We start from the raw sequence: 20445 nt of genomic DNA, 5'->3' as shown, positions 1-20445 counted from the left end.
ATTGGGCTAGGTATCTGAAGCTGGAGGAAATCCTTATGTTCTCATCTCCTTTGGTTTTGCAAATTCCGTCATCAATGCAAATGACAGACGAACAATTTTTTGAATTCTGTCAGGTGAATCGTGACTTACGCATTGAGCGCAATAAATTTGGAGAATTGGTAATTATGCCTCCTACTGGTTCAGAGACAGGAAATCGAGAAGGTAACATATTTGGGCAATTGTGGGTTTGGTCAGAACAAGATGGTACAGGTATAACTTTTAGCTCTAGTACTGGGTTTAAGCTATCAACAGGTGCAGAACGCTCTCCAGATGCTTCCTGGATTAAACTAGAACGCTGGAATGCTCTGTCTCCAGAACAGCAGCGAAAGTTTGCTCCCATTTGTCCAGATTTTGTAGTCGAACTCAAATCTCCTAGCGACAACCTCCAGACTTTAAAGGAAAAAATGGAGGAATATATGAATGAGCCAGGAATACAGTTAGGCTGGTTGATTGACCGTAAGCAGTGTCAAGTTTATATTTATCGTCCTGGATTGCCAGAAGAATGTTTAGATAATCCTGCTAGTGTAAGCGGCGAGTTGGTATTGCCTGGGTTTATTTTGAATATGAGTAAAATTTGGTGAGAAAATTTTATCGAACAGAATACATAATATTACTTGTTGTACCAAGCTTTTCGCCACTGTTGCATTTGTTTAATTTCTATATCTTGGGCTTTAACAATTTCTTGGGCTAATTTCTTGATTTCAGGGCGTTTCGACTTACTTAAGGCATCTTGCGCCATTGTTACAGCCCCTTCGTGGTGAGGAATCATCGCATTGATAAAGCGCAGATCGAATTCCGCATCAGCTGCACCTAAATCTTGACTCATCATCATAGTTTTCATTTGGTCAGATGACATTTCCATCATGTGGCCCATTTGACTGTTGTAAGCCATTGGTTTATCTCCCGCTTTGGGATACCAAGTTTGTCGCCACTGCTTCATCTGAGTGATTTCTTGGTTTTGCGATTTGATGATATTGTCTGCTAGCTTTTTGATTTCAGGACGTTTTGATTTCTGTTGCGCAACATTCGCCATTTCCACAGCCCCTTGATGGTGCGGTATCATAGCGTCGATAAATCGTAAATCAAAATTAGCATCGGCTGGGCCTAAATCCATTCCCATACTGTGATTCATCATGCCACCACCGTGATTCATCATCTGCTTGTCATTAGCATTGCTGGTGGTTTCCTTTGGCGCTTGGCTTTGGTTCTGGGAAGCAGTATTGTTACAGCCTGTAATTAACCCACCAGTTGAAGCGATCGCAGCAAAAGTTAACGCTAAAAAGCCATTCCTTAAAAATAGCAGTTGCATAAATCTTACTTAACATATTTCTAATTTTAACGATCTAATAATCCAATGAAATTAAGATAAAATCTAAAGATTCCCGACAACTTATTTTTATAAAGCCAGGGATTTTGTTTCTCATTGCACTGGTTGCTCATGCCTATACTCGGTACATAGGAGATTTATCGGGTTTACGAGCGATCGCTAATGTCTGAACCTGCTACTGTAAAATCGATTACTGACGGTATTTCAGAAAACTAAGTTATTTTGAACAAGAACGTTTACGTGCCGAAGAGGCAGAAGAACGCGCTAAACAAGCAGAGCAAGAAATTGCTCGACTGCGGGAGGCTTTACGTATACAGGGCATCGACCTAGAGAATATTATGATGACACGAGGAAATTAATTAAATACATTTTCAAGTTAAAATCTAGTTATCAATGTGTAAAAAAGTGTAATCTTCTGAAAGTAGGGCATCGTTTGCAAGCAACAGAAATTAAGGATCGGTTAAAGTCCCTTATCGAGCAAGCCTCCTCGATAGATCATAATTTAGCGAGAAGATTAGAAGAAATCAATCGTTGGGTAAAAGACATCAAGCCAGGTTCTCTGACTGCAAAACCCTTTGTAATTGCCTTTCTGCTAGAGGTGATTACAGATTCCACGATTTGGCTGATGATTAAATCCTTACCTTCAGAAGAGGAACAAAAAGCAAAGTTCGAGCTGATGACGCCGATTGAGAGATATTGGTATGGTTATTTATTTCCCAGATGGTTCAATGCAAGTGACTCCAAGTTTTATATTTGGAAACAAAAATTAATGGCAGGCGAGTTTAATCAGGTTGATGATGATATCATTAGATCGATAGCCCAAGATATTGTTCAGCGAGAAGGTAGTTTTTGGCAGCGTTATATAGCCGACCTTTCAATGGCAACAGATTTAATTGTTAGTCGTAACAATCAACCACTGTGCATTCAAGTTACCAGTGTTAGTGAAGAACTTAATCACCAAAAGTATGAAGCTTGGCAAAATACACTGCGATCGTGGGAAATCGAGAGGGGGCTGTTCTTAAGTTACAATCCCAAAGATGCTAATTTTGTCAACCAGTTAGTCAACGTGGCCCTGTATAACAGTGATTACCTTTCTGGTGGCAAATATTTAAAATTTTCGTGATTTTTCAGGAATTTCATATTTCAGATTTGTGTCTAGCCTATATACTTACGTGCTAATTACAGCTTTTATGCCTAATAAAAGAGAAACTCACTGCAACAATCAAGTAGATACATTTGCTGAGGCTTTAGCGACGGCGCGGCAAATGCAGCAAAACTGGCTAACTTATGGGGTTGATTTTGTGAATATTTACGTTGAAGATGTGGAGGGAGACTGGCTAGAAACGTGGGGACATGATGAAATATTAGGTAATTTTCAATTAGATACTATCAAAGAATTTCTGGTAAGTAATGATAGTGTAGCTGTGAAAGTAAGAGAGCATTTAGGAGAGCGATCGCTGTTTGATTTTGCCGTAAACTTAGATGAATCTTGGAGAATTTCTGAAGTAGATGACAGGCTATCTGCTGTGATAAACTTGTTAGCTGGTGAAGAAAATAGTATTGATACAGATTTAGCAAATAGTCTGCTGGTAAAGTTGGCAGAGATTTTGTGAAATTTGGAATTAAATTGTAGTAAATTGCTTCCAGATGCTATTTACATCTGTCCTATTTAAATCATCAATATAGATTTGGGATAAAAATCTTACGTAGAGGCGAGGTAGGATAAGCAAAGGCTGGGGCGGCTCATAATTATAAATATCGAAGCATTTGTGATAAATATTCAAATGTTTCTTATCAATGTTCACGCAATTGTGACTAACATTCAAACATTGATAAAAAACGTTTAAGCATTTGTGGTAAACATTCAAATATTGCTTATCAATGTTGAAACAATTGTGACTAACATTTAAGCATTTATTACGAACATTCAAATGTTGCTTATCAATGTTGAAACAATTGTAACTAATGTTGAAAGTTTTCCCTGACAGCATACCTTCAACTTTCACCAGAGAAACTGGATTAGCCTCTATCTATCTGGAATCTAAACATCTGTTATTGTATCCATCAGTGAAGATGTCGCCAGATAAGGTAGGATAATTTGGAACCAATTACAGCTAGTGCGATCGCAACTCTCGCTTTTACCAAAGCATTTGAGAAAACTATCGAAAAATTCACTGAAGCAGCCCTGGTAAAAATGGATGAGCTGCGAAAAAAGATTTGGGGAAAGTTACGGGGAAATTTGAAGGCTGAAACAGCCCTCGTTGCTGCTGAAAAAGGCTCGAAACCCGATTTAGACAGAGTTGCTGCTTACTTGCAGATAATTTTACACGAAGAACCGGAGTTTGCTAAAGAAGTAGAAACACTGGCTCGTGAAATAGAGGCTGGTAAGATAGTAGACAAAAGCACTATGACCCAAATCAATCAAGATAATGCCAGGGGATGGCAAACTAAGGTTGAGGGTGGAACAGTTTATCAAGGCGATATTAACATTCATCATGCACGCCCCAATTCTTGAATTGAGCCATCATGAACCAAAGCAACCAAGACAATGCCAAGGGCTGGCAAACTCAGGTTGAGGGTGGAACAGTTTATCAAGGCGATATTCGTATCTACAATTCCCCTACTGGGCAGTTACACTCATCTCCTCCAAATAATATTCCTTATCGGGGTGTCGCCAACTTTGTCGGGCGGGATGAGAAACTTGTAGAACTACATAAAAAGTTGCTGCAAAATGACAACGCGGCAATTTTGGCTGTTTCAAATTAAAATTCAACAAAAATAATAAACGACTCCTCGAATTCAATAAACGACTCCCCGAATTCAATAAACGACTCTCCAAATTCGATGAACGACACCCTGAATTCGATGAACGACTCCCCGAATTCAATAAACGACTTCCCGAATTCGATAAATGACTCCCCGAATTCAATAAACGACTTCCCGAATTCGATGAACGACACCCCGAATTCGATGAACGACACCTCGAATTCGATGAACGACACCCCCCTTAATCCCCCCTTATAAAGGGGGGAAATTGAGCAAGTTTACCTCCTCCTTTTGGTAAGGCTACGGTGTACACACATCTTGGTAATCAAGCACAAATCCCGATTTACCCCCCTTAATCCCCCCGATGCATTGGGGGGAAATGTCCGGTTCTCCCCCTTTATAAGGGGGAGTTAGAGGGGGTCAGAAAGACTTGTCTCTACACCGTAGCCTTGGTAAGGGGAGGGTGCGCGATCGCGCGGGTGGGGTATTTCTGTACGTCACAAAGTTAAAATCTGCTGTAAGTAATGCGTTGTAAAAGTGTGTTATTCATAAAAAAATATTCATAAATTATGACGATATTTTTGTTTTTATAAGTTAGTTCTAGATGCCAAATAACGACAGCAAAAAAATAATTGTAGCTACAAATAAATACTTTTAACTGTTAATTTATTTTTATTTTAGGCTTTACAAGTATAAAGTTATACTTTAATATACAAATAAGAAAGGCGATCGCCCTCTGCCAAGAATCTGCGATCGCCTTTCTGTAAACCCCCATTCTGGGAGACAATTACAATGATGACACAAGTACAAAAGTTTGTAAAAAATCAGAAGTTCGCCGAATCAGAATTACAACAGTACTTAGATGGCGAAAACTTAAATACACTCATTCTGAATCAATCTTCTGAAAATCAATTACCGAAAAGAGAACCGATTAAACATCTATTAATAGGTTCTCCAAAAGCAGTTACTAGCACAATTCACTATTTGCAAGTGATTGGCTACGCCAGCATCGGCGATTGGAGTCCGCTACTACCAACCGCCAACCCAGGCGAGGTAATGAGTATTTTAATCCGTCAGATTTTAATGCAATAGGATATATCAAGATGGTGCGTTGTCGTGCAGCGCAACGCACCCTACTTGAACTTCATCTGTCGTAGGGGTTTAGCACATTGCTAAACCCAAAAAGCAGTGATTTTAATCAGAAAATAGCGCCTGACTTTTCACGTTATCTAGAAAAGTCCACGAAAACCTAACCCCCTAACCCCCTTCCCGACACCGGAAGGGGGAAAATTCAAAGTCTCTCTCCTTTTAGGAGAGAGATTTAGAGAGAGGTTTTTCAGATGTCCATTGCGATCGCACTAAACTAGATGTTAAAACTTTGGGTGTATTGACTTATACGCAAATTACCCCACTCATAGGGCGATCGCACACATTCAACCCTCTTCAAAATGCACCCCAACCACGTTAAGCTGAATTAGAGTGGCAATTTATTGCGCTTTTAATATGCAAATCTCTGTTCTTGTCAAATTTTAATTTTTTTCTGCTTGAGAAACCCGGAATGCTAGACCGAATTTTTGATTACCTCGACTTTCATTTCACCATTGAAGCCCCTATAGTTCTGCTGATCCTGGTGCTTTTAGAGGCGCTGTTATCTGCTGACAATGCCATCGCCCTCGCTGCGATCGCTAGGGGGCTGGAAGACGAAGAACTTGAGCGTAAAGGACTCAACTTTGGTTTAGTCGTTGCTTATGTGCTGCGAATCACCCTGATTCTCACTGCTACTTGGGTACAACAATTCTGGCAATTTGAATTATTGGGCGCTGCTTATCTGCTGTGGTTGGTATTCCAACACTTTACCTCACAAGAAGCCAACGACGACCGCCATCACGGGCCGCGTTTTAATTCATTGTTGCAAGCCATACCCGTGATTGCATTTACAGATTTAGCATTTTCTTTGGATAGCGTGACCACTGCGATCGCAGTTTCTCAAGAAAAATGGCTAGTGCTAACGGGTGCAACAATTGGTATTATTACGCTGCGATTCATGGCGGGATTGTTTATCCGTTGGCTAGACGAATATGAAAACCTAGAAGACGCAGGCTATGTAACTGTCGCCTTGGTAGGCTTGCGCCTGTTGTTGAAAGTGGTGAACGATAGTTTAGTTCCACCAGAATGGATCATGATTGCTGCTATCTTCCTAATTTTAGGCTGGGGATTTTCCAAGCGTGTTGACACTGAACTGCCCCAAGTAGAACCGGAAAAGAGCGAAGTCTCTAAGTAAAAAGAGGGGACAAGGGGACAAGGGGACAAGGGGAGCAGGGGAGCAGAGGAGAAGTTACAGTAAGTTTTTCCCCTCTGCCCCCATCGCCTCTGCCTGTTTTCAATGCCCCATGCCCCATGCCCCATTCCCTACTGTCTTACTCGTGCAACCAAGGCGTTAAGTGTGGTTGCCAGCTGACTAATTCTTCATCCTTAAACCATAGGGCTATTTCCCGTTGCGCGGTTTCTTGAGCATCAGAACCGTGGATTAAGTTGCGACCAATATTCAGACCAAAATCGCCCCGAATCGTTCCCGGCTCTGCTGTTAAAGGGTTCGTCGCACCAATAATCTTTCTAGCAGATGCAACGACACCATCACCTTCCCATACCATTGCTACCACTGGGCTAGAAGTGATAAATTCGACTAGACCAGCAAAAAAGGGACGTTCCCGGTGAACATCATAGTGTTGTTCAGCCAATTCCCGACTGACTTTTAGTAACTTTAAACCAACTAGGGTAAAACCTTTAGTTTCAAAGCGACGGATAATTTCCCCCACTAGTCCCCGCTGGACGCCATCAGGCTTAATTGCTAAAAATGTGCGCTCCATTACTATCTCCCAAAGCTTAATAAAGTTTTTATCTAGTCAATTGTCCTTTGTCCTTCGTCCTTTGTCCTTCGTCCTTTGTCGTCCTCTGTCGTCCTCTGTCTTGAGTACAAGGGTTTTGCACTAATGACCAATGACCAATGACTAATGACTAATGACTAATGACATACGACTCTTGACCAATCAGAGTTTATCTCAGAAATTATCCTTGGGTGCATATACGTTCCTAAATGAATGCGCTAAATTGTTAACTCATGGGTGAAAAACAGAGGTTAGGAAGAAATGGGTGTTGAGTCAACTGCTACATCTGACGAGGTGGTACAAGTACCGTCCAATGGACAAAAATCTGAAGTGAAAAATCATAAACAAAAAAAACTGTTACCACCGAGTCCTACTACCACAGGAGATTTACCTCGCTCCTGGAAAATTGAGGATAGCGAAGCCTTGTACCGCATTGAAGGATGGGGACAACCTTATTTTTCCATTAGCGCTGCTGGTCACGTTACCGTGTCACCCAAGGGCGATCGCGGGGGATCTCTTGACTTGTTTGAATTGGTCAACTCCATGAAACAGCGCAATTTGGGACTTCCCATGTTGATTCGCTTTTCCGATATTTTGGAAGACCGGATTGAGCGGTTGAATGCTTGTTTTGCCAAAGCGATCGCTCGCTACAATTACCCTGGTGTTTATCGTGGTGTATTTCCCGTTAAATGCAATCAAGAACGGCATTTGATTGAGGATTTAGTCAAATTTGGCAAACCCCATCAATTTGGTTTAGAAGCCGGTTCCAAGCCAGAATTAATGATTGCTCTAGCTGTGTTGGATACACCAGGAGCATTGTTAGTTTGCAACGGCTACAAAGACCGAGAATACATCGAAACGGCAATGTTAGCCCAAAGACTAGGGCAAACACCAATCATCGTCTTAGAACAGATTGAAGAAGTTGATTTGGTAATTGATGCCAATCGCCAGTTAGGTATTAAACCGATATTAGGTGTTCGTGCTAAACTCAGTACCCAAGGTATGGGACGTTGGGGAACCTCTAGTGGCGATCGCGCTAAATTTGGTTTGACAATGCCTGAAGTCATCGAGGCTGTTGACAAGTTACGCGAAGCTAACCTGCTCGATTCTTTGCAGTTGATGCACTTCCATATCGGCTCACAAATCTCTGCCATTAATGTAATTAAAGATGCTATCCAAGAAGCCAGCCGCATTTATGTGGAATTGGCAATGCTGGGGGCGGATATGAAATATTTGGATGTTGGTGGCGGCTTGGGCGTAGATTATGATGGCTCTCAAACCAACTTCTATGCATCGAAAAATTACAACATGCAGAACTATGCCAATGACATCGTGGCAGAGTTAAAAGATACCTGTGCAGAGCGGCAGATTCCCGTACCAACACTGATTAGTGAAAGTGGACGAGCGATCGCTTCCCATCAGTCGGTGCTGATTTTTGATGTTCTTAGTACTAGTGATGTCCCTCTCGACAACCCAGAACCTCCACAAGAGGGAGAATCCCCGATTATTAATTATCTTTGGGAAACTTACCAATCCATTAACAAAGAGAATTATCAGGAGTTCTACCACGACGCTACACAATTCAAAGAAGAAGCCATCAGCCGCTTCAACTTAGGAATTTTACGCCTCAGAGAACGAGCTAAAGCCGAACGTCTCTACTGGGCTTGTTGTCAAAAAATTCTTACCATCACTAGACAGGAAGAATACGTACCCGATGAACTAGAAGACCTAGAGAAAATCATGGCTTCCATCTACTACGTGAATATGTCAGTGTTCCAATCGGCACCAGATTGCTGGGCGATCGACCAACTATTCCCGATCATGCCAATCCACCGCTTAGATGAAGAACCAACACGGCGGGGAATTTTAGCAGACCTCACCTGCGACAGTGATGGTAAAATCGACCGCTTTATTGACCTGCGCGATGTCAAGTCGGTTTTAGAATTGCACACCTACAAGCCCGGAGAACCCTATTATTTGGGAATGTTCTTGAATGGAGCTTACCAGGAAATCATGGGCAATTTGCACAACTTGTTTGGCGATACCAACGCCGTTCACATCCAATTAACGCCCAAAGGCTACCAAATTGAACACGTTGTCAAAGGTGACACGATGAGCGAAGTAGTAAGCTACGTCCAGTATGACTCCGAAGATATGGTAGAAAACATTCGCCAGCGCTGCGAGAAAGCATTAGAAGAAAAGCGCATCACCCTAGCAGAATCTCAACGACTACTGCAAACCTACGAGCAGAGTCTTAGAAGATATACGTACTTAAATAGTTAGGAATGGGCATTGGGCATTGGGCATTGGGCATTGAAAAACTTTTCTCCATTCTCCATTCCCCATTCCCCATTCCCCATGCCCCATTCCCTAATTTGTATTTGTCCCCAACAATTCCTCTATCGCTTGTCGCTCAACAGGGGTATGTGATGGCGGTGTCTGACGGGCATCGGTAATCAGCCAGTCTAAAGCAGCAGCTTGAACATCGATCGCAGCGCCAGTTTTATCTACGCAATAACGTCCAAATACCAGCTTATCGACTAACCGGACTCCAGGGCCCAAGCGCGACCATTCAAAAATGACGCTGTTTTCCACTGTTGCGCCACTACATATCCAACAATTGGGGCCAATCATGGCTGGGCCGACAATTTTAGCTCCGTCTTCGATTCTTGTCATCCCACCAATGTAAACTGGGCCTGTGATATCCACTTTGTCCCAATTTACGGCGACATTTAAGCCAGTGTAAATACCAGGGGCGACTTCATGACCAGGAATTTGTACATTTTTGATTTCACCCAGCAGCACACCACGAATCGCCCGCCAATAGTCTGGAACTTTACCAATATCTACCCATTCAAAGTCCATAGGAATGGCGTAAAAGGGGGCTTTGATTTCTACCAATTTGGGAAACAATTGGCTACCAATGTCATATTCAACATCAGAGGGAATATAGTTAAAAACCTCTGGCTCAAAAATGTAAATACCTGTGTTGATGTTGGTGCTGAGGGCTTCTTCAGTTGAAGGTTTTTCTTGGAAAGCTTTGACACGACCTTCTTCGTCAGTCACAACCACACCATAGCTAGAAACTTCTTCTTTGGGGACAGATTTAGTGATAATGGTAGCGATCGACCCTTTAGCTCTATGCCATTTAACCGCCGCAGTTAAATCCAAGTCAATTAAAGCATCACCACATAAAACTACAAAGGTATCATCAAAAAAGGGTGAGAAATCTTGGATGCGTCGCATCCCTCCAGCTGAACCTATTGCTTCGCCCACCAATTTACCGTCGTCATCAATTTTCCCTTCAAAGGAATAGGCAATTTGCACTCCAAACCGCTGACCATCACGGAAATAGTTTTCTATTTCCTCAGCCAAATGACTAACATTGACTAGAATCTGGTCAAATCCATGATGGCGTAACAGTTCTAGTAAAAACTCCATCACTGGCTTTTGCAGGATGGGCATCATCGGCTTGGGCATAGTGTACGTAATCGGACGCACGCGAGTACCCTTGCCAGCCGCGAGAATCATCGCTTTCATAAAAATTTATTCCTCAACCACAAGCCAGTTTACTTTCATCGAGTGATACTTTATCATCAGTTTTTATTTCTGCTCTAAGTCATCCCCCAGAATAGGGATAACAGGAATTTAGTGGTTATTACAACCATTGATATACTTAGATGACAAGCGATCGCTTATCTTTTCAATTTACTCGGATTTTGCGGCTGAATCAAAAATCTCTGACAAAGGAAGCAGCTATGCTGGAGGCAGGAGGAAAACTCCATAAATAAATTCCTATTTCTCTAACCAGGAAGTCTTAAATCTTGATGCTCGCACTTTTGATTTAAATTGTTTTGTCTCTTCATGCATAAATATAGGGCGCTGTTATCCGTGACAAAGCGAAAAGTCGGATCGTCGGTTCCGGCGCTCTGTTAGCAACACAAGAGCGTCACTTTTCACCAAAAAGCAACAATACAGCAGTTTACAAGTAGATGAGGTACAAAATGCAGGACTTACGCATCACATATAAACAGTTTCTATCTCTGCCTCCTGCCTCCACTTTTGACTTTCTTAGTTCATCGGGTTCTCAAAAGGTTTGCTGATATTAGCTGAATCTCTAATTAAGCGAATTTTAATTTCATGATAAAAATCCTCTTGAAATAGCTCTACCTTCGATTGAGCCGAGAGTAATAGTAGTGCCCAGAAAACGCTAACTAGGTTACTGTGTTTAGACTCGTGTCCAGACCCATTTTGGTTAAGAAGCTTTGTCTTAGTCCACAACTCTACAAGTTGTTCTAAATTCAACCAAGTTTGTTCTAAACTTAGCTCTTTTGCAGACAAATTCAACACCTGCTCCAGTTCCTTAGCGACTTCTGTCAGATTTTCTTGGTGAGCTAACTCCAGCGCCTCTCGCATACTTTGAACGCTAGGTTGACGCCTGGGACGGATAGGTTTGCTGACTTTTTCTACCAGTTTTAGTTGGTTAGCCATAATCTGCAATTGCTCGATTAACTCTTGCAGAGTTACCCGACGCTTTGGTGGTGGCATTGCCGCTGGACGACGACGCAATTGCCGTTCTAAGGGTAGACGATGACCCTGATGTAATACACCGTCCTCACCTTCCAGTGAGGCATCATCTTCTACACCATCTTGCGCATCTCCTACTGTTGACAATTGCATCAAGGTATTTGCCTTGAATAATACCAGCATTGATGCTGATAAAAATGCCTGTCCAGATTGAGACAAGTCCGCTTCATAGCCTCTTGTTATTGCCCCCGGTGCCATCAGTTCTAAATAGCGGTCAATCACCTCGATCACTTGGACATCCCAAGGATCAATTTCCCCCTGCTCGGCTTGGTAAATCAAAAATGTGATTGTTTCTAACAGCTCGGAAGCTTCCATCAACAGGTTCTAAGTTAATTAATGAGAATCAAAAGAATGTAAATTCAAGACTAAATTAATTGACTATTGGCAAAGCGTATACTCTATACATTCGCTTGCGCTTCTTTTTTCAGAAATTGCCTGCTGGCAATATCCTCTAAAATTTGTAATCGATCACCATTGTGAATTGTGAGATTAGATTGTGCAACTTTTGACCTTGGGCATTCGGCATTGGGCATGGGGCATTGGGCATGGGGCATTGAGAAGAGACAAGGTAGACAAGGAAGAGGGGGGAGATAAGAAAAAGACTTGTTCAATAATTCCCCCTTGTCCCCTTGTCCCCTTGTCCCCCCTGCCCCCCTGCCCCCTTAATCAGGAGGCGAATCATGGGCAATAGTGACAGTTGAGACAAAATCACTCGGCTTGCCGCTTTTAATAGCATCGAAAGTGCCCTTAATAGTACCAGCAATTGGAACAGCAACAATTGTCCCTAACAAGCCAGCAATCTCAAATCCCATCAAAATAGCTACAAAAATCCAAATGGGATTGAGTCCGATAAAATTACCGAGTATCCTGGGAGCTAACAAGTTATCTTTAAGCTGCTGCATGAGAATTGCCGCGATCGCAACTTGAACTGCTAACCACCAATTTTGCAGTAGTACTAAAATTGTTACCAGACCAATACCGAGAGACGCCCCAATAAAGGGAATGAGTTCTGAAATACCGATTAAAATGGCAAACAACAGGGCAAAAGGCACCTTTATGACTAAGAAAATTGGTGTCAAGGTTAGCACCATGAACAATCCTAGTAACAGCTGGCCGAGGAAGAAGTTCTGAAAGTTTAAGCGCAAGGATGTGGTGAGGGGATCTCCAATGTTAGAGGGTAAAAGATTGATCAGACCATACCAGACGCGATCGCCATATAAAAGCATATAAAATGCAAGCACAATGACTAACACTAAGTCAACTAATCCAGAAAGTAGTGTTCCAGCAAATCCTACTGCACCAGAAGCTAGCTGTTGCACTACATTTTGAATGTTGGCATTGATTTGACTACTCACAACCCTCAGATCGATTGGCAAACGTCGTTGCTTTGCCAACATCTCAAATTGCTCTAGGTTTGCTTGACTGGCGGTTAACCAATCAGGGATCTTATTTAACAGTTGGATTGTTTGATCGACGATCAACGGTACTAGGGTAACGCCCAAAATCCCAAGCAGGGTTAATGTTGCCAGTAAAACTACGATCACCGCCTGAGTGCGGGTGATCTGAGCACGTTCAAAGAACTTAACCGGGTAATTGAGCAGAAAAGCCAGAATCGCCGCAATACTCAAGACAGTAATGGGATGCTGGAAATAGCGAAAAAGCACAGACAGCAACCAGATATTAAGAGCGATAATCGGACCGCTCAGACCATAAATTAACAAGCGTTGAAGGGAGGCTGAACGGCGCATCTGACGCAACCTATTTTAAATATTCCTTGAGAGAATTTGTAAAATTCTTGATGGCACTGATTATCATCATAGATATTTTTAACAAAGATATATATAAGCGTATCTGATAGCAAGGAAACAAATCACAATGGACAAAACTGTAGCTGGCCTTCGCAAAGACTACACCTTGGAAGGCTTGAGCGAACTCGAAGTAGAACTCAATCCTTTTATCCAATTTAAAAAATGGTTCGATCAGGCACTAACAGCACAACTCCCTGAACCTAATGCCATGACCATTGCCACAGCCACACCAGACGGTAAGCCTTCAGCCAGAATGGTACTGCTTAAGGATTTTGATGAACGGGGCTTTACCTTCTTTACTAACTACAACAGTCACAAAGGACAAGAATTAGCAGAAAACCCCCAAGCGGCTTTAGTCTTTTGGTGGGCAGAACTGGAACGTCAAGTCCGAATTTCGGGGTATGTGGAGAAAGTTTCCGAAACTGAGTCTGACCAATATTTTCACAGTCGCCCAGCTAACAGTCGCCTGGGTGCATGGGTATCTAATCAAAGCGAGGTCATAGAAAGTCGAGAAGTCTTAGAGCGACGCTTGCAGGAATTCCAAAGCAAATATGAAAATCAAGAGATTTTTCGACCGTCTCATTGGGGAGGCTTACGAGTTATCCCTACAGAAATTGAGTTTTGGCAAGGACGCCCTAGCCGTCTGCACGATCGCTTGCTCTATAGCCGTTTAGATAATGGCACTTGGAAGATTGAGCGATTGTCACCGTGAAGGGGAGGCAGGGGACAGGGGGAGAAATCAATTCAAAATTCAAAATTCAAAATTCAAAATTAAAGAACTTCTGCCTCCTGCCTTCTGCCTTCTGCCTCCTCCTTCCCAATGGCCAATGCCCAATGACCCGTATCACATTACCACTGAGGAATCAAATCTTTAATTGCTGCCCGTGCTTGTGATAGAGATTGGGTGCGGGCATCACCTTCATTCAAGCTATTAGCGTTAATAAATTGAATGTCTGTAAGCCCAATAAAGCCGAAAATCGTCCGCAGGTAGGGTTCTTGGAAGTCGTAGGCAACGGCTGGGGAGGTGGCGCTAAAGTCACCGCCACGAGCTGTAATGATAACTGCCTTTTTACCTTCGACTAACCCTCTAAAACCTTGAGCATCTAAGGCAACAGTCCGGTTAATGCGAACGATTTGGTCGATGTAAGCCTTAAAAGTGGAAGGTATATTGAAGTTATACATTGGCACTCCAAAGACGTAGCGATCGGCTGCCAAAAACTCATCAACCAGTTCGTCAGAAATCCTAATTGCCTCAGTTAATTCTGGAGTATGGGTTTCTGGTGGTGAAAATGCCGCCGCAATCCAAGCTTCATCAACGTGAGGAACTGGGTGATGCCCTAAATCTCGATAGGCGATCGCATCTTCAGGATGCGCTTCTTTCCAAGCACTGACGAATTCCTTAGATAATTCTCTGGAGTGCGATCGTTCACCACGGGGGCTGGAATCAATATGTAGAATGTTTACCACAAATATCTCCTGATTAACTAGGATTTCTGCTTTTACTTTTTTAAATCTTTATTTCAAAGCATTACATCAGATACTAAAAGTAACTAGTTACTAAAGTAAAGTAGTTACTTTATAGTAACTATTGGATAATTTTGGCTAACTTATCGATGTCTGCTTCTACAAATCCTGATGCTTGCCCAATCAGTATTTTGATGTCCTTATTATCGGGCCCCTGGACAATGTACATACTATGGGTGTTGTGTAATCGCGGGCCTACTCGTTTTGGTGCATTGAAGCGCCAAGTAGAAGGCATATCAACCAAAATGCTGACAGAAAGACTGAGGATGCTTGAGGCAGCAGAAATTATTTATCGCCAGTATGAACCAACTATCCCACCTCAAGTCACTTACGGTCTTACAGAACGCGGACAGGAACTCATTGAAATCCTTCATCAACTCAATGGACTTGCTGAACGTTGGTATGGCAGCGAACAACGAGAACATAGCAATAGTAATGTTTAAGCTTAAATTATACAAGTTTTATCTTAAACCTAAGTATTTTTAGGGCTATTGTCTAAGATATTTTAATTGTGGGCTTTAAGACAGTTCCATCCACACCGAAAGATCCTCCATACCAAATAGAGGAAGTTTTTGAATACCAGCTTTTTCAAGACTATTGTCTTGTGTACTTCCGCGCCAGATTACGCAGAGTACAAAGTCCACGATCGCTCCCTCATGACGCAGGGCTTCGGTACTTTTTACAACTTGACCACCTGTTGTAATCACGTCTTCAATGATACACAATTTTTTTCCTTGGATATCAATTCCTTCTGCTAGCTTCTCAGTACCATATTCTTTTTTTGTCTTCCGAACAAAGACAACTGGTAATTCAACTTCTAATGAAATTGCTGTTGCTAAAGGAACTCCCCCTAATTCTAGTCCTGCTAAAATTTCTGTTCCTGGTGGAATCTTTTTTACCATTTCTTTAGCTAACTGCTTCAGTAACAAAGGATTAGATTCAAACTGATATTTATCAAAGTAATGGTCAGATATCTGACCAGAACGTAACCGAAACTCGCCTTTCAAATAGGAAACACGAACAATTTCTTTGGCTAATTCGCTATGACTCATTTTTACAAAAAGCTGGGGAAAAGGTAAAAAAGCCGATGGAAAATGCATCGGCTTCGCTAACAATATTTAACAGATAAATAGTCTACTGTTCCTGGATTGCTGCTACTTTGGGAGGAAACTGAATTCTCGGATCTGGCATGAAATTATATCTCAAGTACAATCCTCCTGAGACAAACAGAATAATTAACAACCCACCAATACCAAGGGGGCTAGGAAGCCAGAAAACAGCTTCTATGTGGTTTAGCTCACCAGGCTGGAGTTTCCACACTAATTGATTGCCATTTTTTTCTGGCTCAATTGCAGTTTCAGTTAGTTGAATATTTTTGGCTCCCCAAGGAGTCTTCAAGCTAAATTCCAAATCGAGAATTGAACCAGCATTAGCTAGGACGTTACCTTTGCTAGCGATTAGAGAGAGCGATCGCAAATCCAAATCATAAATCAACCGATTTCGGACTAAAAGTAAAAAATTATTCTCCTCCAAGAGGACGTTTGATTCAATTTTCGGCAGTCCTGAGTCAGATTCGCTCTGTACAGACTCAGAGGGTTGATTCGCATGGGAGTTAAAGAATTCGTTGAACTTCTCTTGCAATTCCCTACCACTGCTAAAAGGAATTGTGACGATGATTTCTTCTGGGGAAACTCGCTGTGCTTTACCCTCAAGTTGACGGGCGCGGCGTTCTATGCTCTTTAACCACTCATACACCGAATCGCCGCTAAAACTGGTTAGCCGTTCTCCCAACTTAATATGCTGTACTAGTTCGCCACTATTTGAGTTGTCAAAGTTAAGCCCCACATCGTACTTCACACAGCCCGTCAGTAGGAGAGATGTTAACAGCACTAGCCAAAGAATAGGATTTCGGATGGGAAAGACGCGGTTCATTCGATTTCGGCCATTCACTCGTGAGGGCAATTTCATATTTGCCAACACAAAATTAAACGATCTGACTAACCACAAGAAAATCTTTCCGAAAATTGAAGAATTCATAACTATAAATCTCCCCCAAAGTCAACAGATTTTGGATTTTAAATTTTGGATTTTGGATTGACCCCACCGATAAGCAGATAAAGCTCAAAAATTTTAAATTTTGGATTTTGCTTCATGCCTCAACCCTTCTGGGTGAAGCATAAACCACAAGAATCTAAAATCCAAAATCGTTCGACTGAGCGAAGCCAAAGTCCAAAATCCAAAATTATTATCAGCCAGGAGTTCCGGAAAAATTCAACCAAACCAAGTACGAGATGGTTAAACCAATGGCAATTAGCGCCACCCAGATAAAGCGATTATCTCTGGTATTGACCTGACTGAGGTCAACGAATTCTGGCTCGGCAGGTTTTGGCTTTTGCTCCCCAGAAGATTTTGGAGACTTAGCAGGTACAGAAATTTTGAGTTCATTATCGGCTAGTGTGCCCAAATCGGGGATTTCGGTCATCCATTCGCTGGGTCTTTTCAGCTTTGGTGCTTTTAAGATATAAAGCATCCGCCGCGCTTGTTTGCCAATTTCAAAATGAGCATGGCGTTTGAGTCTTTCGCAAAGAGCGATCGCATCATCCGTGCGTCCAGCCGCTTCATAAGCTGTCACTAGATGAATTTCTACTTCGCCCCCAAGACGAGAATTACGAGCTAATAAAGCGCTGGCCTTTTCTAAATTTTCTACGGCTTCACGGTATTGCCCATTCTCAAAGGCAACTTTCCCAGCCTGGTAGCGGGTTTTAGCAATTTCTAGACTTTCTGTACTCACGTCTTATACAAAAATTAGCACTATTTTCATTTTGCCAATGCCAGCAATCTTTTTGGAATCTTTTCAAAAGCTGGCAATCTGAAGCAGATAAACTTCTAAAATTTTAAGTAAGTAGCTGCAACTATTTTCTGATTAAAAATTCTGGTATCAAATGCAGGTGAGCAAAATTATGTTGAAAATCAAGCATTCGCAACTGAATTGGCTCTTAGCAGGTATGACTTTAGCAGTGATGGGTGTAAGCATTGCTCCAGCATCCGCCCAGCGCGCGTTCGGGATTGATGGTGGTTATGGAGTCAGGCGATCGCATTCTACCCAGCGCGTGTTCGTAAATGATGGTGGTTATGGAGTCAGGCAATCGTCGCCTTCTGTGGGTTCCTTTATTTATGGTAGTCCGATTCCCATGCCTATGCCTGTAGACCCAACAACAGGACTAATGCCACAACGTAATCATTACCGCGATTATTCCTATCCCCAGTTTAGGCAAAACGTGAGAAATTTCACGCCGATTAATCCAACAATTCGAGACTCAACTCTAGTTAATCCAGTAATTATCAATAATTCATGGCCTCGTACACCATTTAGTGGTGGGCGATCGCGGGTTATTATTACCTATCCCCGGTAGAGTAGGGAGATGAGGGGATAATAAGAACTCTTTACTCCTCACTCCTCACTTCTCACTCAGCACTCGGCACTCTAATAGGTAAACTGCGAACCGAGAATCATCGTCCCAATCCCAACATCAGTAAAGATTTCCAGTAACAGCGCGTGGGGAATGCGACCATCGATGATGTGTGCGGCACGGACTCCTTGAGCAAGCGATCGCACACAGCAATTCACTTTGGGAATCATCCCACCGCTAACTATACCATCAGCAATCAACTCGCGGGCTTCACGAATATCTACTTTCGGAATCAAAGTAGATTGGTCTTTGTAATCTTTTAAAATTCCACTGGTGTCGGTCAGTAAAATTAACTTTTCTGCACCTAATGCAGCAGCGATTTCCCCGGCTACAGTATCGGCGTTAATGTTATAAGCTTGTCCCGTTTCATCTGCGGCGACGCTAGACACTACTGGAATATAGCCATTGCTAGCGAGGGTTTCCAAAATCTTGATATTTACATTGCTGACTTCCCCCACAAAGCCGATGCCTTCTTCACCTTGAGAACGGGCTGTAAATAGATTACCGTCTTTACCGCAAAGTCCTACAGCCAATCCACCAGCTTGGTTAATCAGGGAGACAATTTCTTTATTAACTCGACCAACTAAAACCATTTCCACCACATCCATTGTGGCGGCATCAGTGACTCGCAGACCATTCTTAAATTGTGGTTCGATGCCCAGCTTATCTAACCAACTGTTAATTTCTGGGCCACCGCCGTGGACTACAATCGGACGCAAGCCCACGCAGGACAAGAATACAATGTCGCGGATAACTTTGTCTTTGAGTGTGCTATCTTTCATCGCTGCGCCACCATATTTGACAACAACAGTGCGACCGGCAAATTGTTGAATATAAGGTAGTGCTTCGCTGAGTACACGTACACGAGTGGCTTCAGCTTGCCTGATGTATTCAGAATCGTTGACCGTCATGAGGAGCCTAACAGAGAGAGTTAAAACCTATGCAGTCAGTGTAGAAGACTTTGTACCTTGTAACAATATCTCATAGCTGCCAAGAGCAAAATAAGCTTTTTGGGTTCTATCGATCCCTTTATGGAGATTTAACACTAAAATGCCAGGATAGTAGGCAGCGTCACCCACAACTTAAGCGCAGGTTTTTGGGGTTGCGTAGACGCTTTGCGGCTTGCTATCAGACATCGCGCATCGTAAGCGCAAACCGAATTATTGGAAACAAACAAATAATTTTATTTAGGGCTAATCTCAGATGCTAAATCAGCACAATAAAAACATACATTTAATTCTAAGAAAAAATTCATCTGTCCTAAAACAAGGGGAGCATTTCTGTCTCTTGTCCAAGCAAAAGCTAATTCCACATTTGGAAATTGTTCGACTTGTTGCTATCACAACCAATGCTCTTGCTTCAAACCTCTAGAATTGAAACCATTCGGCTGAAGCTAGGGAATGAAAATGACTACGCTGCTAATTCAAACTGAAAGCACACCCCTAACGGTAAATTTCCCCTCCCTTGTGCAGATGACAAATGAGCAGTTCTATGAATTCTGCCAAGCCAATGGAGATTTGCGAATTGAGCGTACTGCCAATGGGGAAGTCATCATCATGCCCCCAGCTTTTTCAGATACGGGCAACCGTAACTTTAACATTGCTGCACAGCTTGGGTATTGGACTGAACAAGATGGCACTGGCATAGGCTTTGACTCCAGTACAGGTTTTACACTACCCAATGGAGCGATGCGTTCCCCTGATGCTTCTTGGATTGAACTGGAGCGCTGGAACGCCTTAACAGATGCACAAAAAGCCTCATTTGCACCAATTTGTCCCAGCTTTGTGATTGAGTTACGCTCATCTAGCGTAGGCGTAGCCCGTCGTAGACATCGCCCGATCAAATTACAAGAGAAAATGCAGGAGTACATCGATAACGGTGCATCACTAGGCTGGTTAATCGATCGGCAAAATCGAAAAGTCTACATTTATCGTCCGAATCGAGAAGTTGAAATTTTGGATAATCCCGAAGCAGTTAATGGTAATCCAGAATTACCAGGATTTATCCTACGGATGGGCAAAATTTGGTAATTTGAGTCT

General features: G+C 42.4%; 22 protein-coding genes. 12 read left to right on the top strand and 10 right to left on the bottom strand.

Annotated features, from left to right (window positions below; all coding sequences use genetic code 11):
* The first annotated feature begins 35 nt into the window (after positions 1 to 35).
* Positions 36 to 620 carry a Uma2 family endonuclease gene (locus RMZ95_RS02125; protein WP_322683380.1) on the top strand — a complete coding sequence of 195 codons (585 nt, stop codon included), beginning with the start codon at positions 36 to 38 and terminating at the stop codon, positions 618 to 620.
* 29 nt (positions 621 to 649) lie between these two features.
* On the opposite strand, the gene RMZ95_RS02120 is transcribed toward RMZ95_RS02125, so the two are convergent.
* Positions 650 to 1348, bottom strand: a complete 699-nt coding sequence (locus tag RMZ95_RS02120) for a DUF305 domain-containing protein (RefSeq protein WP_322683379.1) — start codon at positions 1346 to 1348, stop codon at positions 650 to 652.
* A 451-nt stretch (positions 1349 to 1799) separates the two neighbouring features.
* Here RMZ95_RS02120 and RMZ95_RS02115 point away from each other — a divergent pair, with 451 nt between their 5' ends.
* The 6 genes from RMZ95_RS02115 (at position 1800) to RMZ95_RS02090 (ending at position 6413) form a co-directional block, all read left to right on the top strand.
* Positions 1800 to 2489: a hypothetical protein gene (locus RMZ95_RS02115; RefSeq protein WP_322683378.1), complete on the top strand. Its 690-nt coding sequence runs from the start codon at positions 1800 to 1802 to the stop codon at positions 2487 to 2489.
* A 67-nt stretch (positions 2490 to 2556) separates the two neighbouring features.
* Entirely contained in the window at positions 2557 to 2979 is a 423-nt protein-coding gene (locus RMZ95_RS02110; RefSeq protein ID WP_322683377.1) for a hypothetical protein, read from the top strand.
* A 485-nt stretch (positions 2980 to 3464) separates the two neighbouring features.
* Positions 3465 to 3881 (top strand): hypothetical protein, encoded by a 417-nt coding sequence (locus RMZ95_RS02105; RefSeq protein WP_322683376.1) that lies wholly within the window; start codon positions 3465 to 3467, stop codon positions 3879 to 3881.
* 11 nt (positions 3882 to 3892) lie between these two features.
* Complete coding sequence (locus RMZ95_RS02100) at positions 3893 to 4132, top strand: hypothetical protein (RefSeq protein WP_322683375.1); 240 nt, start codon at positions 3893 to 3895, stop codon at positions 4130 to 4132.
* A 792-nt stretch (positions 4133 to 4924) separates the two neighbouring features.
* Positions 4925 to 5224: a hypothetical protein gene (locus tag RMZ95_RS02095; protein ID WP_322683374.1), complete on the top strand. Its 300-nt coding sequence runs from the start codon at positions 4925 to 4927 to the stop codon at positions 5222 to 5224.
* Positions 5225 to 5690: 466 nt separating this feature from the next.
* On the top strand, positions 5691 to 6413 hold the full coding sequence (locus RMZ95_RS02090; RefSeq protein WP_322670769.1) for a TerC family protein: 723 nt from the start codon (positions 5691 to 5693) through the stop codon (positions 6411 to 6413).
* A gap of 136 nt (positions 6414 to 6549) precedes the next feature.
* On the opposite strand, the gene ndk is transcribed toward RMZ95_RS02090, so the two are convergent.
* Positions 6550 to 6999: a nucleoside-diphosphate kinase gene (ndk, locus tag RMZ95_RS02085; protein WP_322670768.1), complete on the bottom strand. Its 450-nt coding sequence runs from the start codon at positions 6997 to 6999 to the stop codon at positions 6550 to 6552.
* Between the two features lie 279 nt (positions 7000 to 7278).
* Between ndk and speA the strand changes: the two genes are divergently transcribed.
* Positions 7279 to 9300 carry a biosynthetic arginine decarboxylase gene (gene speA / locus RMZ95_RS02080; RefSeq protein WP_322670767.1) on the top strand — a complete coding sequence of 674 codons (2022 nt, stop codon included), beginning with the start codon at positions 7279 to 7281 and terminating at the stop codon, positions 9298 to 9300.
* 87 nt (positions 9301 to 9387) lie between these two features.
* Here the strand turns inward: speA and RMZ95_RS02075 are convergent, their stop codons facing one another.
* The 3 genes from RMZ95_RS02075 to RMZ95_RS02065 form a co-directional block, all read right to left on the bottom strand.
* Positions 9388 to 10557, bottom strand: coding sequence for an NDP-sugar synthase (locus tag RMZ95_RS02075; protein WP_322670766.1), 1170 nt, complete (start codon positions 10555 to 10557; stop codon positions 9388 to 9390).
* Between the two features lie 531 nt (positions 10558 to 11088).
* Complete coding sequence (locus tag RMZ95_RS02070; protein WP_322683373.1) at positions 11089 to 11919, bottom strand: ScpA family protein; 831 nt, start codon at positions 11917 to 11919, stop codon at positions 11089 to 11091.
* A gap of 347 nt (positions 11920 to 12266) precedes the next feature.
* The gene (locus RMZ95_RS02065; protein WP_322683372.1) at positions 12267 to 13352 is read right to left on the bottom strand and encodes an AI-2E family transporter; all 1086 of its coding nucleotides are present in this window, start codon (positions 13350 to 13352) and stop codon (positions 12267 to 12269) included.
* 127 nt (positions 13353 to 13479) lie between these two features.
* Between RMZ95_RS02065 and pdxH the strand changes: the two genes are divergently transcribed.
* Complete coding sequence (pdxH, locus tag RMZ95_RS02060; RefSeq protein WP_322683371.1) at positions 13480 to 14124, top strand: pyridoxamine 5'-phosphate oxidase; 645 nt, start codon at positions 13480 to 13482, stop codon at positions 14122 to 14124.
* Between the two features lie 137 nt (positions 14125 to 14261).
* On the opposite strand, the gene RMZ95_RS02055 is transcribed toward pdxH, so the two are convergent.
* Complete coding sequence (locus RMZ95_RS02055; RefSeq protein WP_322683370.1) at positions 14262 to 14879, bottom strand: FMN-dependent NADH-azoreductase; 618 nt, start codon at positions 14877 to 14879, stop codon at positions 14262 to 14264.
* Between the two features lie 146 nt (positions 14880 to 15025).
* Between RMZ95_RS02055 and RMZ95_RS02050 the strand changes: the two genes are divergently transcribed.
* The gene (locus tag RMZ95_RS02050; RefSeq protein ID WP_322670761.1) at positions 15026 to 15379 is read left to right on the top strand and encodes a helix-turn-helix domain-containing protein; all 354 of its coding nucleotides are present in this window, start codon (positions 15026 to 15028) and stop codon (positions 15377 to 15379) included.
* Positions 15380 to 15454: 75 nt separating this feature from the next.
* On the opposite strand, the gene pyrE is transcribed toward RMZ95_RS02050, so the two are convergent.
* The 3 genes from pyrE to RMZ95_RS02035 all read right to left on the bottom strand — a co-directional run bounded on the left by pyrE (position 15455) and on the right by RMZ95_RS02035 (position 17727).
* A complete protein-coding gene (gene pyrE, locus RMZ95_RS02045) occupies positions 15455 to 15988 on the bottom strand; it encodes an orotate phosphoribosyltransferase (RefSeq protein ID WP_322683369.1) in 534 nt (177 codons plus the stop codon).
* A gap of 82 nt (positions 15989 to 16070) precedes the next feature.
* Positions 16071 to 16868 (bottom strand): DUF3153 domain-containing protein, encoded by a 798-nt coding sequence (locus tag RMZ95_RS02040; protein WP_409882135.1) that lies wholly within the window; start codon positions 16866 to 16868, stop codon positions 16071 to 16073.
* A 316-nt stretch (positions 16869 to 17184) separates the two neighbouring features.
* Positions 17185 to 17727, bottom strand: a complete 543-nt coding sequence (locus RMZ95_RS02035; RefSeq protein WP_322683367.1) for a tetratricopeptide repeat protein — start codon at positions 17725 to 17727, stop codon at positions 17185 to 17187.
* 169 nt (positions 17728 to 17896) lie between these two features.
* Here RMZ95_RS02035 and RMZ95_RS02030 point away from each other — a divergent pair, with 169 nt between their 5' ends.
* Positions 17897 to 18349: a hypothetical protein gene (locus RMZ95_RS02030; RefSeq protein WP_322683366.1), complete on the top strand. Its 453-nt coding sequence runs from the start codon at positions 17897 to 17899 to the stop codon at positions 18347 to 18349.
* Between the two features lie 71 nt (positions 18350 to 18420).
* Here RMZ95_RS02030 and argB read toward each other — a convergent pair whose 3' ends face one another.
* Positions 18421 to 19317, bottom strand: a complete 897-nt coding sequence (argB, locus tag RMZ95_RS02025) for an acetylglutamate kinase (protein ID WP_322670756.1) — start codon at positions 19315 to 19317, stop codon at positions 18421 to 18423.
* A 495-nt stretch (positions 19318 to 19812) separates the two neighbouring features.
* On the opposite strand from argB, the gene RMZ95_RS02020 reads away from it, so the two are divergent.
* Positions 19813 to 20436, top strand: coding sequence for a Uma2 family endonuclease (locus RMZ95_RS02020; protein WP_322670755.1), 624 nt, complete (start codon positions 19813 to 19815; stop codon positions 20434 to 20436).
* The last annotated feature ends 9 nt before the right edge of the window (positions 20437 to 20445 follow it).

Source organism: Nostoc sp. DedQUE07 (assembly GCF_034530975.2).
Taxonomy (GTDB): domain Bacteria; phylum Cyanobacteriota; class Cyanobacteriia; order Cyanobacteriales; family Nostocaceae; genus Nostoc.
Note: the sequence above shows the minus strand (reverse complement) of the source record. Positions and strands in the feature narration are given on the sequence as shown.